Raw genomic sequence first — 16,441 nt, 5'->3', positions numbered from 1 at the left:
CCTTAACCTTTCATGCCGGTCGTACTTGAAATAAGCCAGCAGTGATCCTTCTCAGACGGTGTTGAAAACGGCGCCACAGGTGTTGAACAGGCTTAATTTGTTCCTTTTTTTGGCGGCGGATAATTCTTCATTACATCAATCGGCTGGGCGTAAATCGAGTCCCACGTTTGCTGATGCAAATCGGCAATCCTTTTTGCCATTTTTTTATTTCGTAAAATGATTTCAAGGTTGCGTGACTTATCCATGTAGCCGCCGCTCCAGTTACTTGTGCCGATCCAGGCGACCTGTCCATCGATCGACATTATCTTGCTATGAATGACGCGGGCAAATGGAATAAATCCGGTGCTGGCTTGCGGTAACGTCACGATTTTTATTTCCATGCCGGGCAGCAAGGCCAGACTTTTCAAATAATCTATCGCCGGTTTACCGGTATTCCAGTGAGAAACCATCAACTGAATCTTGACTCCGCGCGCTAGTGCAGCGCGTATCGCGTTATCTATCACCGCGTAGTAAGAATGTGTATGATTAGGGCCATAACTAAGCGGTGCATAATCGAGCAGCTGGACTTTTACTTCGGATGTCGCCGCTGCCAGTAGTTTAGGTAATTCTGTTTCTGAGTCTCCCACGCCGGCCGGGTTGAAGGCATTGGGACTGGCGACCAGATAAGCTGCCTGGTCCTCGTTTGCGAGTACCAGGGCCTGATTGCTGGGCAATACGGGCAGGCCTTGCGCAATCAGCGCTTGCGCATGCCAGTCAAATTCAAAAATTTGTTGTAATTGCTTGACGACGACGCTGTCGGTGATCCGTAATCCTGTTTCATGAATGTGCGCAAAAGCGCGCCAGTCAAAGTTTTGACTTCCGACGTATGCAGCGGTGCCATCGACCAACATATATTTGGCATGGATGATGCCGTTGCCAGTCAGTTTGGAATAGTTAAGATACCGAAATGTCAGGTTAGGGATGCGTTGGAGTTGTTCTATCGTTGCGATATCTGACGCAAATTTCCCCTTTTCCTCCATTAAAAACCGAATTTTTACCCCGCGCCGACCGGCAGCATCCAGCCGTTCGATGACTTGATCAAACGCCTCGCCAGATTTACCTGCAACATAAAACTGACCCAGGTCAATCTCCTCCCGGGCTGCATCAAACATCTCACGCCAGACTTGTAGCGGTTCACGTAAATCAGGGGTAGTCAGTGTGGTTTCGAGCGGTACCGTATGCACCAGTTCATAGCCGGGAATGCCGAATTCAGCATGTGCCTGCACGGCGCATCCCAGCAAGATTTGGAGCGTAAGGATCATCTTAAACATGCTGGATTTCTCGAGTTTATTGGAAAGCATCAGTGCACGCGCACAATCCGCTTGGCTGCTTGTGGCAGTCCTGCCGGATGTCCATCGCGTTCGCGTGCAATCAAATACCTGCTGAGCGCATCCAGATCATTGATGCCGGTATCCAGACGTTCGGTGCCTTGGGTTAGCACACTAAACCCGTCGCCGCCCTGGGCAATGAAGCTATTGAGGCTGACCCGGTATTGCTGATGCGTGTCTATAGCAATCCCATTGAGCGTCACGCTGCCTGGTAGTACACGGTGTCCGACGGGTCGTTTCAGGTCCCAGCGATACTGCAGACCATCCGAAATTTGCAGCATATTGTGACCCCAGCCTTGTTGCTCAAGCAAGGCTATTAGCTGAGCGCCGCTGAGCGATTCCACGATCAGCGTGTTACCAAATGGCATAGTGATCGCAAGCTGCGCATAGTTACTGCCATTGGCACCGCTTTCCAAATCCTCGCGGATGCTGCTTTGGTTAAGCATTGCGATTTTTGCGCCAAATTCGCGGGTCGCCGCCAGTTGTGAATCGGCGATCACATCACCCAATGGCGACTCTCCAGCATCGTTCATCGCGCGTTCGATACGTGGCAACGCAAGGTGGGCAATCGGTTTTGCCAATACCGCTTCGCTGCGTGCCTTTAGTTTTTGTAGAAATAGGGAAAGAGCAGGGTCCGGCACGTATTTATTAGTTTCCATCAAGACGTTGTGCGCAGTGATAGCAGTAATTTTTTTTGATACATCAGAAATTTTGGGATCGATTGTTAATGTAATGCGGGTCAACATGTGACCGTAGGATTCTCCCTGTGTCACGGTGCGTCCATCGACCTGGCAAGTGTAGCCATGGTGGGTATGCGCACTGATGATCAGTTTGATTGCCGGGTCCAGATGTTTGACGATCTCGACTATCGGACCGCGCAACTGCGAACAACCGGTCTGGTCGAATGGCTCCTCCGTCTCGCCACCCTGATGAATCAAGACTACGATAGCGCTGACACCTTGCGCTTTAATCTCAGGCACCCACCGATTGATAGCATTCGCTTCATCCGTAAAATGCACGTTAGCGATACCGCTACCGGATACAATCCCTGCGGTACCTTGCAGAACCGCGCCGATGAAAGCGATCTTGATGCCATGTGCCTGTTCGATGTGATACGCCGCCAGTATGGGTTGGTTGCTGGTGTTGTCGATAACGTTAGCGGCAAGATAGGGAAAGTGTGCGCCTGGAAAATTACTCTCAAAACGACAAGCTTTGTCTGGACGGGTTGATTTACAACCGCCATGTTGATAGCGCATTAACTCTGCGCTTCCTTGATCAAATTCGTGATTTCCAACTGAGCTTACGCGTAGTTTTAGCTGGTTGAGCGCCAAGATAGTCGGCTCATCGGCCCATAGTGACGATAGTGCCGGAGTGGCGCCAATCATATCGCCAGCACCCACGAATAATAATTGTCGATCTTCGGCACGCCAGGCATTCAGGGCACCGCCGATGGTATCGATGCCGCCAACTTTTATCTTACGTGCAGCCGGTTCGCCAACACCGATAAAGCTTTTCGTTTCTGATTCAAGATGACCATGTAAATCGTTTATAGCGACCAGATTGACTTCAATCGGCGCTCCCGACGAAGCGTTTTGCAACGCGCTACAGGCTGTGATTGCAATTAAAACAGTGCCACAAAAAATTACTTTCCAAGGCAAAGGTTTTTTACGCATAGTATTTAAATCTTTCATCAAGCGATATGCAATTTGTTGGACTCCACCGCAGCCTGTATCTGGGTACGTTTGTCGGTGATGCCGCCGACACAGGCGCGTAGCATCAACACTTTCAAATGATCGTTAATACGTTCGATACGCTCCTGAAACATATTGAAGAAAAACATCCCCACTACGGCGATGCCGATACCCAGCGCTGTGGCGTAGAGCGCCGTACCGATCCCTTGTGACACCTGACCTGGATCTGACACGCCGGACACGGCCAGCGCTTTAAAGGTATCGATGATACCTAAGATCGTACCAAGCAGGCCCAGCAGAGGCGCGGCGGTGACGATCGTATCGAGAATCCATAGCCGGTGCTGGATTGCACCGCGGTTGGCAATGTATACCGACTCACTAAAATCTTCGAGGTCTTTTTCGGTAGTTAATTGATGTTTTTCGGCCAAAATATCGGACACTAACGTGAGCGGTAAACTAGGCTGCGCGGTCAGTTCCGGTGGCAATTCTTGTACATGCTGTACCGCATGCGTCATCGCTTTTTCTAATCCAATTGCCTGACGCAGCGTGTAATTGAAAAACAATCCGCGCTCGATAATCACGAAGATTGCCAAGGCAGCGCACGCGTACATCACATAGAACGCCAGCTGGTGAAATAATTGCATGTTCATGCGTGAACCTTTTTACATAAATGAAGTGAGGTTATACAAGGGAGTAAAAGCGAAAGCTTGATAAAACTTGCAGATGAAGACAGTTGTGTGTTTGGTCGGATCGTCCTTGCTGCCCAAAGGCGTATAGCGGCAAGGACGATTTACTATGGCTCCTGTTTAGAACGAACCCGCCAATGTTATCGTTGCGGCGCGTGCGCCACCGACAACGTAATTAGGCACACCCGCGGCAACTTTGCCGTAGGCTATCGCATTGGTGGCGACGCTATTGACTGCGGCAAGATACTGTTTGTTAAATAAATTCAAACCGGACAGCGTGATCGTTGCGCCCTTCATGAATCCGATTTTTTCAAAGCGGTAACCAGCGCTCACATCAAACAACGTAAAGCCACCGATCCTCTCGTTGTTCGTCATGTCGCCATAGACACTGCTGGTGTATTTACCAGTCAAAGTTGAAAAGAACCGCTTGTCGTCATAGCCCAGGCTGGCACTCAACATCTGCCGTGGCGTATTGGTGAACTGCTTACCTTGTGTCGGCAGCGAGACGCCGTTGGTAACGAAGTTATCCTGTTGAATCGCGCTGGTAAAACTATATGCACTGTGCACATTAAGAGTCTTGCTCAATGCGTAGCTGGCTTCGAGTTCAAAGCCTTTATTCACGACGTTACCGACGTTGAAGTTAAAGCTGGTACCGTCGGTATCAACCACCTGTGCCATGCGATTGCTGAAACTGATGTAGAACAGAGTCGCGCCAAAAGCTGCCCGTTCTGCTGTATAACGCCAGCCAAGTTCTTGCGACCATGACGTCTCCGGCATTTGATCGGCCTTGCGCGTGACGTTACCGTTAGGCAGTACGGTGAAATCGTACAACGTATAATTTTGCGGCGCGCGGAACGTGTGGGTCAGGTTATAAAACGTACTATTACGTTGGTCCATCTGGTACTTCAGCCCAATACTCGGCAAAAACTCCTGATAGTCTTTGCTGGCTTTGACATCCTGACCTTTGGTATTTGCCAAGGTACCGTAATCATCTCCGCTGCGGCGGACGTGATCGTAGGCAACGCCGGCTAAGACGCTGAACTGGTCGTTGAAAATGACCGAGTCTTGCAAGAAAAGCTTCTGTGAAATTGTCGTAGTGTAGCGATTGCGGCCACTGGCTTGAACGATGTTGCCGTTCTTGTCCATCAGCCCGTTCGATTGTCCCCAGGAATCAGAGGGGCTACCGCTTTGATCGATAGGAATGAAGGGACCAGTCTGCATTTGGCGCGACCGCTCCATCCAGTAACCCAGGCTCAGGTCATTTGCACCCAGACTGGTTTTAAGGATGGTCGTTATGCCAGGACGATAAGTGACAGTATTGGAAATCTTATAAAAAGCGTCAGTGCGCGAACCGCTTGGTAAAGTTTGGGTGGTTAGTGCGCCCGCAGGGAAGCCGATCTGTCCACTAGAGCCGCCACCATTGCCATACCAAAAATACGGATTAATGATCAGTTGCAGATTATCGGCTAGTTTAAATTTCCCATTGAGGACGGCAAGATAGTTCTCGAAAGGATTTTGATGAAACTGGTAGTAATTGGTATTGACCTTGCCATTGCTACCCAGCAGTGAATTGGTGTAAAGGGCATTACCGGCCTGATACTGCGCCTTGGTCAAGCTACTGAACTGATCATTGTCCTGATGGTTGTACTTAAAGGTGAAATCCAGGCTGTTATCCGGATTGATATCCAGTACCGATTTCATCTCAAAGCGATTTGTGCGTAAGCTGCCAGGTTCACGCCATTTATTTTCGCCAGTATGCGACGCTGAAAACCAGGTGCGCATTTTCCCAATGCCCACATCGTGCTCACCGGTATTAATACGGACAAATTCTTTATTCAGTCGGTTGTTGCCCACTATCTGCTCAATATACGCGCCAAATTCCCTGGTCGGCAGCATCGTCACTAAACCGATATTGCCGCCGCTGGCGCCGATATGCGGTGCATCGGTATCAGTCGAACCCTGCGTAACAAAAATTTGCTGCAAGTTTTCTATGTCGCCCAGCTCGGTTGGATAAATAGCGAAGTTGCCTGAGTCGTTAACTGGCGCACCATCGACGGTAAAACCTATCTGATCCGAGTTAAAGCCGCGCATGGTGAAGTTGGCGTCGGCCAAACCGGCGGCGTCGCTAGAGGTTACATGCACGCCGGGCACCGAGGAAAGCAGTTGTACCGCATTATTTGTTGCGGGCCTCTGTTTTAAAGCTTCACCAGTGATGGTCGAACGCGACTTAGGCGCTTCTTCATCCACCATCAGGCCACCGCTGCGCACATCGCTTTGGACATCGATATTACCCAGATTTACGCCATCAGCAGCAAATGCCATGGTCGTGCAACCCGCCAGCCCGGCGACGATCATAGCTAGGTATAAAGGGCGATATTGCAGTTTTTTAGGACTACTATGTTTGCCGTTGCTCTCGCTTAGCCCCTTGTTATTCATGCGTTTCCCCTTGTAAATCATTTGGTTCCCTGTGTGTATCAGTGCTGTAAAGAAATGTGACGATAAAGCGTTTTTGGTCTATGCCCTTAAACGCGTCCGATGGAAATTTTTCGACCTGTTTTAGCCGTCTTAAACTGCCTTCTGCAGCCCTGTTCAACAGCATGCTTGACGCTGGCGTGTCAATTCCCGATCCGGTGACCTCTCCATTACGATTGACCTCAAGCCATACCACCACCTTGCCTTGCGGCTGCTCCATGGTGGCCTCCCGCGAATGTGGATAAGTTTTTTGGCGCTCTACATCTGCCTTCAGTTTGGCGTAATAACTTTTCTCAATAGAGAAATCAACGCTGGGCCTGGTAGCGGGTATCGGCGTAAGCGCAGGCGCTACAGGAGTCGGCACGGGCACGGCGACTTGCGTCGCGGTGGGGTTACCCGGCACGTGGCTCGGGCTCACCTCGGCGATTGAAGTTGGCGCAGCCGCTTGAAGAATCGGACGATTCTGCGGGGGAGGTTGCACCACGCTAGCCTTCATCGGCGGCGTCGACTTGGGGGGCGGGGGCGATGGAAGATTTGGCACCAGCACCGCGGCAGGTTCCATCAAGGTAATCTTTACGAGCGTATCATCCTGATGCGGTGCGATGCTGATCGCCTTTTGCAGGCCTGTAACCACCAGAATGACAAGCAAAAAAATTGCCGGAAGGCTTGCTGCAGCATTTCGAAAACGGAACAAAAATGGCATCGTCATCATGGCACGCTAACGCTTGCGGGTGGCGATAGAAATCGATTCAAAGCCGTTCTGCTTTAAGATATCCATGACATCTACCAACCGTTGTACTTCAACCCCGCGATCACTATTAACAATGACGTTCAGTTGTTCGCCGGACTTCTTGCTACTGTTCAGGCGCGCGACCAGTTCACCCATCTGGATAGCGATACCATCAACTTGTAACGCATCGTGTAAACCGAGCGTTATTACAGCCTTATTCTGCGGCTTTAGTTCTTGTGAACTGTTGGAACTTGGTAAATGTGTTTTGAGGCCTAGCGCCGGGATCACGTTCAAACTTATCAGTACAAAAAATACCAACAAAAACATCATCACGTCGATCATTGGAATAATTTCCACGCGTGCTTTCCGTTTTTTTGGTTCATCCCAACTACGCATGGTGTTACTCCGATTAACGATTTTTTAAAAAAAGAGGTGCTAAAATTATAATTTTTTGATTAGGCGGAGCATATAGAGGATTTATTTCAGCGGTATTACATCGGCGGCCCGAAATGTAAAATCCCGCTGAATGGGTGACAAACAGCTTAGACGTTGTTCCTGCTAAAATGGCAACTTAAAAAAATTAATCAGACTATTCGACCATCACCTCTGCGGCCTGCGCCTCCAGTACATCAAACGAAGGAGTCGGTTAGCCGACAGCGAAATGCGCCATCCCATTTTAATAGCAGTCTTTTTGTCCTTTGGTGCCGCGGTTGCTTTAGGCTTATCACGCTTCTCATACGGCTTGCTACTGCTGCCTATGCGGGCCGATTTGGGATGGTCTTATTTGCTCGCGGGAGCGATGAATACCGGTAATGCGTTCGGTTACTTTCTGGGTGCGCTGGTCACCCCAAGCATCATACGACGGGTCGGACCGCAACGATTAATGATCATCGGCGCAGTGTTAACAGGCGCGTTCATGTTGCTGTCCGGTTTTGTGACGCACGCTGGCGTGCTGTTATTTCAGCGTGTTTTGGCGGGTATTTCCAGTGCCTTCATCTTTATCGCCGGCGGTGTACTGGCCGCACATCTGGGCGCATTGCGTGGCAAGCAGGTGGGTTTGCTGCTCGGCCTGTACTATGGCGGCACCGGCGTTGGTATCGTGCTGTCCGCAATCGTCGTCCCGATCACCTTAACCGCGGCGCAGATACATGGCGCTTCTCATGCATGGCAATGGGCATGGTATGCACTGGGAGCGATTTGTTTTCTCGCCACACTCCTCATGCGCTTTGCAACTAGCAGCATCCCTCAGACATCGCAACTTAAGGGTGGGCATGATCACTTTAAGGTACGTTTGTTCGGCTTCGGTCTGACATCGTATTTTCTGTTTGGCGTGGGCTATATTGGATACATGACTTTCATCGTGGCACTCCTCAAGGAACAGGGTATGCGGCCTTCGATGATTACGCTGTTTTATACCGCCTTGGGGATAGCGGTGATGGCGTCGTCGTTTATCTGGGCGCGCATGCTGGACTACTTCAAAGGTGGTCAAACGCTGGCGATTTTGAATGGCTTGCTTGGTGTGGCGACCCTTTTGCCGGTCTTGACGGTATCGACGCCGGTGCTCTTCATATCGGGAATATTATTTGGTGGCGTCTTTTTGTCTGTAGTCAGCTCAGCCACCGCATTGGTACGTCATAACTTGCCCAGTGCCGCATGGTCAGCAGGCATCAGCGTCTTCACGATCGCATTTGCGCTGGGGCAAATCGCAGGTCCGACGGTCACCGGCTGGATTGCCGATGGCCCTGGGGGACTAGCGACGGGATTCGTGTTTTCGGCACTGGTGCTTTTTGCAGGTGCCGCGCTAGCGCTGTGCCAGCGTGCGCTGCTCCCCATAACCGATGCCGTGTTGTGCGACTAAAGTCTGATGACGGATACAGATACATTGATTTGTCATCAAAGGTCGTCCAGCTGGCCCAGTAACCCCTCAGCCTGCGCTTGCATGGCGGTGTATGCGGTAATGTCCATTTTGCGCAATTGTTGATACACCATGCCAAGGCGTGGATTGGTCCCTAAGTGCTTTTGGTTGCGAGAAAAAAAATTCCAGTAGAGGGCGTTATAAGGACAGGCGCGCTCGCCTAAACGTAGCTTTTTATCGTAGTGACACCCTTTGCAATAATCACTCATCCGGTCAATATAGGCTGCGCTCGACACATAGGGTTTGGTCGCCATTAAGCCACCATCGGCAAACTGGCTCATTCCTATGGTATTGGGCAACTCCACCCATTCAAATGCGTCAATGTAGACGCCGAGGTACCAACGATGCACCTCGCCGGGGTCCAGCCCAGCCAGCAAGGCAAAGTTGCCGATTACCATCAGACGTTGAATATGATGCGCGTGCGCTTCTTTTAAAGAATGCGTAATGGACATTGAAAGGCAGCGCATTTTGGTCTCTCCGGTCCAAAACCATTTTGGTAACGGGCGCTCGTGAGCGAATACATTTTGCGCTGCATAATCGGGCATATGATGCCAATACATGCCCCGCACGTATTCACGCCACCCCAGGATTTGCCGGATAAAACCTTCGGCTGCTTCCAGGGGTACGCTTCCGGTACGCCACGCGGTCTCAACCTTCGTCACCACCTCGCCCGGACCGAGCATCTTGGTATTGAGCGCGAACGACAGCAGGGAGTGAAATAAGCGCCACGCTTTACTACTCATGGCATCCTGAAACTGGCCGAAATACGGAAGCGCGCTGACCAAAAAATCGTCAAGTTGTTGCAACGCCTCGGCGCGATTCAATGGCCATGCAAATTGTGCTGCATTTGGCTGACCGAAGCTTTCAACGCCTGCCGCTTCGATCGTCCTCCAGAGTGCGGAATGATCATGCCGGATGCGACCATCGGGTGGCTCGGCAGGCAAGCCCGGCCAGGACTTACGGTTATCGTGATCATAATTCCACTGCCCACCCACGGGCTTGTTACCGGCTTCCATCAATACACGGTGTCTGACCCGCATATGGCGATAAAAAGTCTCCATCATCCACTTTTTTCGCCCCTTAAACAGGGTGCCGACCTCCTCACGTTTCGTGTAAAAGTGTTCGCTATCCACCATCTGCGACGGTATGGATAACTGCTGCACATAGTCGTCCATTTGCCGGTCAAGTCGCCACTCGTCTGGCGCCAGATATTCAAAGGTGCCAGCATCAAAATGCGTAATTATCCGGTCTATATTTGCGGGTAACGATTGTAGATTGTCCGGATCGTCAATCGCCAGATAATGCACGTGATGCCCCGCCTTAGTCAGGCGCTGGGCGAAGTCGCGCATACCTGCGAAAATGGCGATAATTTTCTGGGCGTGATGCAGGACGTAATCGGTTTCTTGTCGCACCTCCATCATGAGGATATGCACGTCATCCCGCGGCAAATTGAACCAGCTATGCAATGGATTAAGTTGGTCACCGAGGACTAATCGGATGGTGGACTTGTTGGTCATGTAATCTCCGTCGTTACGATTTATGCGGCGAGATAGTGAGGGGAGGGGCTGACGTTGTCAATGGTATTTATGTTCCGCTACGTTTAGCCTTGCGGCATCGCGCTGAGCAATATTTGACCTGATCCCACACCGTCGCCCATTTTTTGCGCCACGCAAACGGCAAGCCGCAACTGAGACAAACCTTACTCGGGAGGTTAGATTTTTTTTGCATTTTCATAAGCACTCTCGAAGCAACTGGGTAGGATACGGAATGATGATCGGGTTGTGAGGTTGTGAGGGACTGCGCACAGCGTTAGAACGGGCAGAAAAGTATAGGCAAACATCGGTTAAGCGGTATGTAGATCATGCCTGCTGCGGTTTATTACGCGCCTTGAAGTCATTGATCTCCACCGGACAACCCATGCCAGCGCTAAAAATACGCCTGCGTGCACCACCTGTAGTAATTTTATCAGATCGATTTGAGCAGAAGGGTGCTCGGGAAGAACCGTATGCGTGATAAATTTATTTTAAGCTGTGCTGGATTACGATCTGTTGCACAACCAACGCAATTCGGGACTCCCTTTTTCTGGCATTATCCGCATGGACCTAAAAAGCGCGCAGAATAGCCTCACTTTTGTTTTTGTTAAACGCAGCGTGGGTATCCGCTCGACGTAAAAGTACTAATTTCACCATCCCCGTTATACATTGGAACCGCTATGGAACTACGGCAGTTGCGCTATTTTGTGCGCGTAGTGGAGCAGGGTAGCATGGGACGCGCTGCCCGCGAACTTGGGGTTGTTACATCCGCCCTGAGCCAGCAAATAAGTCGACTTGAAAGCGAATTATCGACGCGCTTATTGCAGCGTACGTCAAGTGGGGTCACGCCTACCGACGCCGGGCTTGCCTTCATGCATCAGGCACAACTAGCATTGCGGCACGTTGATGATGCGGCGCGCGCCGCACAGCAGGCGCGATTGTCGGGCCATGTCAGCGTGGGAATGGCACCCAGTACCAGCGGTGTGCTCGGACTGCCCTTTATGCGCGCGATGCGCGAGCGCTATCCAGATGTCCGTCTCCATATGGTAGAAAGTTTATCGGGTCATCTCACGGCCATGCTGACGGCCCGACAAATCGATCTGGCGATTCTGTTTCATGCCGACCCGGCGCAACGCTGGAGTGTCATGCCCTTGCTGGAAGAACGCTTGTTTGTCATCGGCGCAAGCGATGTTATCACCATGCCATCGGGAAAGTCGGTGCGCTTGTCCCAGCTCGCCAACGTGCCTTTAATTCTTCCCAGTGGACCGCATGGCTTGCGTTCTTTGCTCAGCGCTGCGTTTGCGCGCGCGACATGTACACCGTGTGTCGTGGCGGAAATTGACGGTCTGGCAATGTTAATGGATGCCGTACGCGCCGGTTTCGGTGCGACGATCCAACCCGGAGCGGCGCTTGCCCGGGGGGACGCAGAATTGCTTACAGCAGTGCATATATCCGACAAACATGCGCGTCGATCCAATCTGCTGGTGAGCTTGTCGGACAATGAGTTGTCGCCGTCAGGATTAGCTGCACGGGTGGTACTGGCAGATGTGACGCGCACCCTGGTATCTGAAGGTCGCTGGCCGGGCGCCACTCTTCACAAATAGTGAAGACCTGTTGTCTGATTGTCCGCTAGTGCGTGAAGACCCGGGCGGTTATAGTGCGTCAAATGGCCGGGAGACAATAGTAATGTTCGATGTACTGATAATCGGGGGTGGAAATGCTGCTTTATGCGCAGCGCTGATGGCGCGCGAACAAGGGGCATCGGTGTTACTGCTGGAATCGGCACCGCGCGAATGGCGCGGTGGCAATTCTCAACATACGCGTAATCTACGCTGCATGCACGATGCGCCGCAAGATGTGTTGATCGAGACTTATCCGGAGGAGGAGTACTGGCAGGATCTGTTAAAGGTCACCGGCGGTCTGACCGACGAAAAGCTCGCACGACTGACCATACGTGCCTCCGCGACATGTCGCGACTGGATGCGTAGTCACGGGGTCCATTTTCAGGCGCCTATTTCGGGCACGCTCCACGTTGCCCGCACCAATGCTTTTTTTATGGGTGGCGGCAAGGCACTGGTCAATGCTTATTATCGCAGCGCCGAAAAATTAGGTATCTCGATCCGTTATAACGCTGCCGTTGATGCGCTCGATATCGATAATGATGGCCGGTTTCTTGCAGCGCGAATCGGCACCGAGCGTATCGAAGCGCGCAGCTGTGTGCTGGCCTCCGGAGGGTTCGAGTCAAACCGTGAATGGTTACGGGAAGCGTGGGGACAAATCAACGGCGAATGGGTTGCTGACAATTTTCTGATTCGTGGCACACGATTCAACATGGGCGTATTGTTAAAGTTCATGCGCGATGCCGGGGCAGACATGATCGGCGATCCATCACAGTCGCACTGCGTTGCTATCGATGCACGGGCACCACTTTACGACGGTGGGATCTGTACCCGCATCGATTGCGTTTCACTGGGCGTCATGCTGAACAAAAATGCGCAACGTTTTTATGACGAAGGCGAAGATTTCTGGCCGAAGCGATACGCCATCTGGGGCCGGCTGGTGGCGCTGCAGCCGGGCCAGATTGGCTACTCGGTCATTGATTCAAAAGCCATAGGACGCTTTATGCCGCCGGTTTTCCCGGGGACGAAAGCCAATACCTTACACGAGTTGGGGCTATTGCTGGGTCTGGATCCGGTTGCCTTCGTGCACACCATAGAAGAGTACAACGCCGCTTGCAGGGTGGGCACTTTCGATCATGGCATATTGGATGATTGCCACACCGAGGGTTTGACTCCCGCCAAAACGCATTGGGCGCAGCCCATTGATCAGGCGCCGTTTTACGCTTACGCGCTGAGGCCTGGTATTACATTTACTTATCTTGGCCTCAAAGTCGACGAACGTGCGACGGTCCATTTTGATGGCAAGCCAAGTGCCAATTTGTTCGTTGCCGGGGAAATGATGGCTGGCAACGTGCTGGGTAAGGGATACACGGCGGGCGTGGGAATGGCGATCGGTACTGCTTTTGGTCGGATCGCCGGCACGGAAGCCGCCAACGCCGCCGGATTTTCAAGGCAGAAAAAAAATAACCAAGAGAAAGTGCGCAATGGAGACGCTTGAAGGTTTGATCAATGAGGCGCGAGGCCTGGCTGCTAATGAACTCGAAGTGAGCCGCGTAATGACCATTTGTAATTCTTGTCGTTATTGCGAAGGATTCTGTGCAGTGTTTCCGGCCATGGCGCGACGGCTTGAATTCGGTAAGTCCGACATTCACTATCTCGCCAATTTGTGCCACAACTGTGGTGCATGCCTCCATGCATGCCAGTACGCGTTACCGCATGAGTTTGCGGTCAACGTACCGAAGGCTATGGCTACAGTACGTTTGCAGACTTACACGGATTATGCATGGCCAGCTGCATTGGGGACACTGTATCAGCGCAATGGATTGACGCTTGCCCTTGCTACCGCGGGCGCGCTTTCGTTATTTCTTGCGCTGGTGATGATTATGCGCGGAACACTTTTATTTACGCCGCTGCACGGAAATTTTTATGCAATTTTTCCGCATAACACGCTGGCATTAATGTTTGGCACCGTGTTTCTATTTGCGATGTTGGCTCTGGGGATTGGCGTGCGGCGCTTTTGGCGCACCGAATCACCCGGCCCGGCTTCCGCTGGTGCGATGGCAGAGGCGAGCGGCAATGTGTTGCAACTGACCTATCTCGGAGGTGGCCATGGAGAGGGTTGCAACAACGCCGACGATGCATTTACGCTGTGGCGGCGACGTTTCCATCACTTTACTTTTTACGGTTTCATGCTCTGTTTTGCGGCCACCAGCGTGGCGACGCTGTATCATTTTTTTGGCGTGCTGGAAGTGCCTTATCCATTCTTCAGCTTACCGGTTTTGCTGGGTGTCGCTGGCGGGATCGGATTACTGATCGGACCCACCGGATTATTATGGCTAAATTTGCGGCGCCATCCGATGCATGGTGATCAAGCGCAAAAGCCGATGGATCGTGGCTTCATCGTACTGCTTTTGGTCACCAGCGTGACCGGGCTGGCTTTGCTGTTGTGGCGCGATACCGGCGCCATGACGCTGCTGCTGGCAGTGCACCTTGGCGTGGTCATGGCACTTTTTCTGACACTGCCCTATGGTAAATTCGCACATGGGATTTATCGCAGTGCCGCGCTACTTAAATGGGCAATCGAAAAACGCCAGCCAACCAAACTGCGAACAGCCGACGAATGATGCGGCGGGGCGCAGTGTGGCGCTTTTGTACCGCAAAGATTTCTGTTTTTTTGCACCAAAAATATAATAATTATTAACTTCCTTTTTCAGGAGACTAGTCATGACCGTGCCATCCCCCGATGTAACGGGTAAATCATCCTCAAAATGGGGCGCAATTTTACGCGTCACTAGTGGAAATTTTCTCGAACAATTCGATTTTTTCTTATTTGGCTTTTACGCTACACAAATTGCCAAAACATTTTTCCCGGCGGGGAGTCAGTTTGCTTCTTTGATGCTGACTTTTGCAGTCTTCGGTGCAGGATTTCTGATGCGCCCGGTGGGGGCAGTTGTGCTGGGTTCCTATATCGACAAGGTGGGGCGGCGCAAGGGATTGATTGTCACGTTGTCGATTATGGCCAGCGGAACTATCCTGATCGCCTGTATGCCCGGTTACGCGACCATCGGTCTGATAGCGCCGCTGTTAGTCTTGATAGGGCGTTTGTTGCAAGGATTTTCAGCTGGCGCAGAACTTGGTGGCGTCTCGGTTTATCTGTCCGAAATGGCGACTCCCGGAAATAAGGGTTTTTATACCAGCTGGCAATCTGCCAGTCAGCAAGTCGCTATCGTGGTGGCTGCCGCACTGGGTTATGGATTGAACGCCTTTATGTCCGCCTCGGCGATTGCCGACTGGGGCTGGCGCATTCCGTTCTTTATCGGTTGCGCCATTGTGCCCTTCATCTTTTTTCTGCGTCAGTCTTTACAGGAAACTGCAGAATTCAATGCTCGCACCCATCATCCCAGTACGCGTGAAGTCTTTCGCTCGATGATCCATAACTGGCGCACGGTAGTTGCCGGGACATTATTGGTGGCAATGACCACGACCACGTTTTATCTGATCACCGTTTACACGCCGACGTTTGGTCGGACAGTGCTCAAGCTAAGCACTGCAGATAGTCTCATAGTGACTTTTTGTGTCGGAATTTCGAATTTTATCTGGCTGCCGATTGGCGGGGCGTTGTCGGACCGCATTGGCCGCCGGCCGATTTTGATTGGCATTACCCTATTGGCCATTTTTACTGCTTATCCCACCTTATCCTGGCTCGTCAGCGCTCCTAGCTTCGGGCGTATGCTCATTGTGCTGTTGTGGTATTCATTTTTCTTTGGTGTCTATAACGGCGCGATGGTCGCAGCGTTAACGGAAGTGATGCCGGTCAATGTGCGTGTTGCAGGCTTTTCGCTCGCTTTCAGTTTGGCTACCGCTATTTTTGGCGGCTCCACGCCTGCAGTCTCGACTTTCCTCATTCAAATCACAGGTGACAAGGCCGCACCCGCTTATTGGATGAGCTTCGCTGCTGTTTGTGGCCTGCTAGCAACCTTGATGCTGTATAGGGGCGCGAAAGGATCCAGGCATGCATTCAAAGACGGCCGGGTTCCCGGTTAGCGCTGGAAATGGTCAGTGTTGAGGTGCAGGGAATGTACGCTGCGAGACGTTAATTAAATAAGAGTTAACCGCGTCTTGTAACGCACCACAAATTTAATAAAGTGCAAAGGCCTTACAACAAAGTCAAAAATACGAAAGCCTTGCAGCAATGCAAGGCTTTATTTATTTGCACCGCTTGCCGAATCAGGCAGTCTTTGATATTTTCGTGCTGTATTCGAGAATCCCTACTAACGCTGCCAAGGTTTACCACTTAAAGAATGTGCACTAAATACATTGTTCACCATAGGTGAAAAATGGAAAGTTATTGCCGGGCAATGTGTGGTGCAGTATTGCGGGGATTACCGAAGAGTCTTCTGGTGCTGATTGGAGCGAGTTCACAGGTTTT

At 51.5% G+C, this 16,441-nt stretch carries 13 protein-coding genes; 5 read left to right on the top strand and 8 right to left on the bottom strand.

The features are described from left to right. Positions 1-92: 92 nt before the first annotated feature. The 6 genes from HAV38_RS18290 to HAV38_RS18265 form a co-directional block, all read right to left on the bottom strand. The gene (locus tag HAV38_RS18290; RefSeq protein ID WP_168056814.1) at positions 93-1,310 is read right to left on the bottom strand and encodes a phospholipase D-like domain-containing protein; all 1,218 of its coding nucleotides are present in this window, start codon (positions 1,308-1,310) and stop codon (positions 93-95) included. Between the two features lie 29 nt (positions 1,311-1,339). Then, entirely contained in the window at positions 1,340-3,040 is a 1,701-nt protein-coding gene (locus HAV38_RS18285) for a bifunctional metallophosphatase/5'-nucleotidase (RefSeq protein WP_245182439.1), read from the bottom strand. A gap of 17 nt (positions 3,041-3,057) precedes the next feature. Further along, positions 3,058-3,708: a MotA/TolQ/ExbB proton channel family protein gene (locus HAV38_RS18280; RefSeq protein ID WP_168056812.1), complete on the bottom strand. Its 651-nt coding sequence runs from the start codon at positions 3,706-3,708 to the stop codon at positions 3,058-3,060. Between the two features lie 156 nt (positions 3,709-3,864). Further along, positions 3,865-6,180, bottom strand: a complete 2,316-nt coding sequence (locus HAV38_RS18275; RefSeq protein ID WP_168056811.1) for a TonB-dependent receptor — start codon at positions 6,178-6,180, stop codon at positions 3,865-3,867. Further along, on the bottom strand, positions 6,173-6,928 hold the full coding sequence (locus HAV38_RS18270; RefSeq protein WP_168056810.1) for an energy transducer TonB: 756 nt from the start codon (positions 6,926-6,928) through the stop codon (positions 6,173-6,175). The genes HAV38_RS18275 and HAV38_RS18270 overlap by 8 nt, the downstream gene beginning before the upstream one ends. A 6-nt stretch (positions 6,929-6,934) precedes the next feature. Further along, positions 6,935-7,342 (bottom strand): ExbD/TolR family protein, encoded by a 408-nt coding sequence (locus tag HAV38_RS18265; protein WP_168056809.1) that lies wholly within the window; start codon positions 7,340-7,342, stop codon positions 6,935-6,937. 265 nt (positions 7,343-7,607) lie between these two features. Here HAV38_RS18265 and HAV38_RS18260 point away from each other — a divergent pair, with 265 nt between their 5' ends. Continuing rightward, positions 7,608-8,804: a YbfB/YjiJ family MFS transporter gene (locus HAV38_RS18260; RefSeq protein WP_168056808.1), complete on the top strand. Its 1,197-nt coding sequence runs from the start codon at positions 7,608-7,610 to the stop codon at positions 8,802-8,804. 35 nt (positions 8,805-8,839) lie between these two features. Here the strand turns inward: HAV38_RS18260 and HAV38_RS18255 are convergent, their stop codons facing one another. Further along, positions 8,840-10,378, bottom strand: a complete 1,539-nt coding sequence (locus HAV38_RS18255; RefSeq protein WP_168056807.1) for a cryptochrome/photolyase family protein — start codon at positions 10,376-10,378, stop codon at positions 8,840-8,842. Positions 10,379-10,445: 67 nt separating this feature from the next. Next, entirely contained in the window at positions 10,446-10,589 is a 144-nt protein-coding gene (locus HAV38_RS18250; protein ID WP_425338703.1) for a DUF2256 domain-containing protein, read from the bottom strand. A gap of 484 nt (positions 10,590-11,073) precedes the next feature. Between HAV38_RS18250 and HAV38_RS18245 the strand changes: the two genes are divergently transcribed. The 4 genes from HAV38_RS18245 to tcuC all read left to right on the top strand — a co-directional run bounded on the left by HAV38_RS18245 (position 11,074) and on the right by tcuC (position 16,056). Beyond that, positions 11,074-11,997 (top strand): LysR family transcriptional regulator, encoded by a 924-nt coding sequence (locus HAV38_RS18245; RefSeq protein ID WP_168056805.1) that lies wholly within the window; start codon positions 11,074-11,076, stop codon positions 11,995-11,997. An 82-nt stretch (positions 11,998-12,079) separates the two neighbouring features. Then, a complete protein-coding gene (gene tcuA / locus HAV38_RS18240) occupies positions 12,080-13,510 on the top strand; it encodes an FAD-dependent tricarballylate dehydrogenase TcuA (protein ID WP_168056804.1) in 1,431 nt (476 codons plus the stop codon). Further along, positions 13,497-14,636 (top strand): tricarballylate utilization 4Fe-4S protein TcuB, encoded by a 1,140-nt coding sequence (gene tcuB / locus HAV38_RS18235; protein ID WP_168056803.1) that lies wholly within the window; start codon positions 13,497-13,499, stop codon positions 14,634-14,636. The genes tcuA and tcuB overlap by 14 nt, the downstream gene beginning before the upstream one ends. 100 nt (positions 14,637-14,736) lie before the next feature. Continuing rightward, the gene (gene tcuC, locus HAV38_RS18230) at positions 14,737-16,056 is read left to right on the top strand and encodes an MFS transporter (protein WP_168056802.1); all 1,320 of its coding nucleotides are present in this window, start codon (positions 14,737-14,739) and stop codon (positions 16,054-16,056) included. Positions 16,057-16,441: the final 385 nt, after the last annotated feature.

The organism is Glaciimonas immobilis (genome assembly GCF_011947285.1).
GTDB lineage: Bacteria > Pseudomonadota > Gammaproteobacteria > Burkholderiales > Burkholderiaceae_D > Glaciimonas > Glaciimonas immobilis.
The sequence above is the reverse complement of the archived record's forward strand: the minus strand, read 5'-3'. Positions and strand labels throughout refer to the sequence as shown.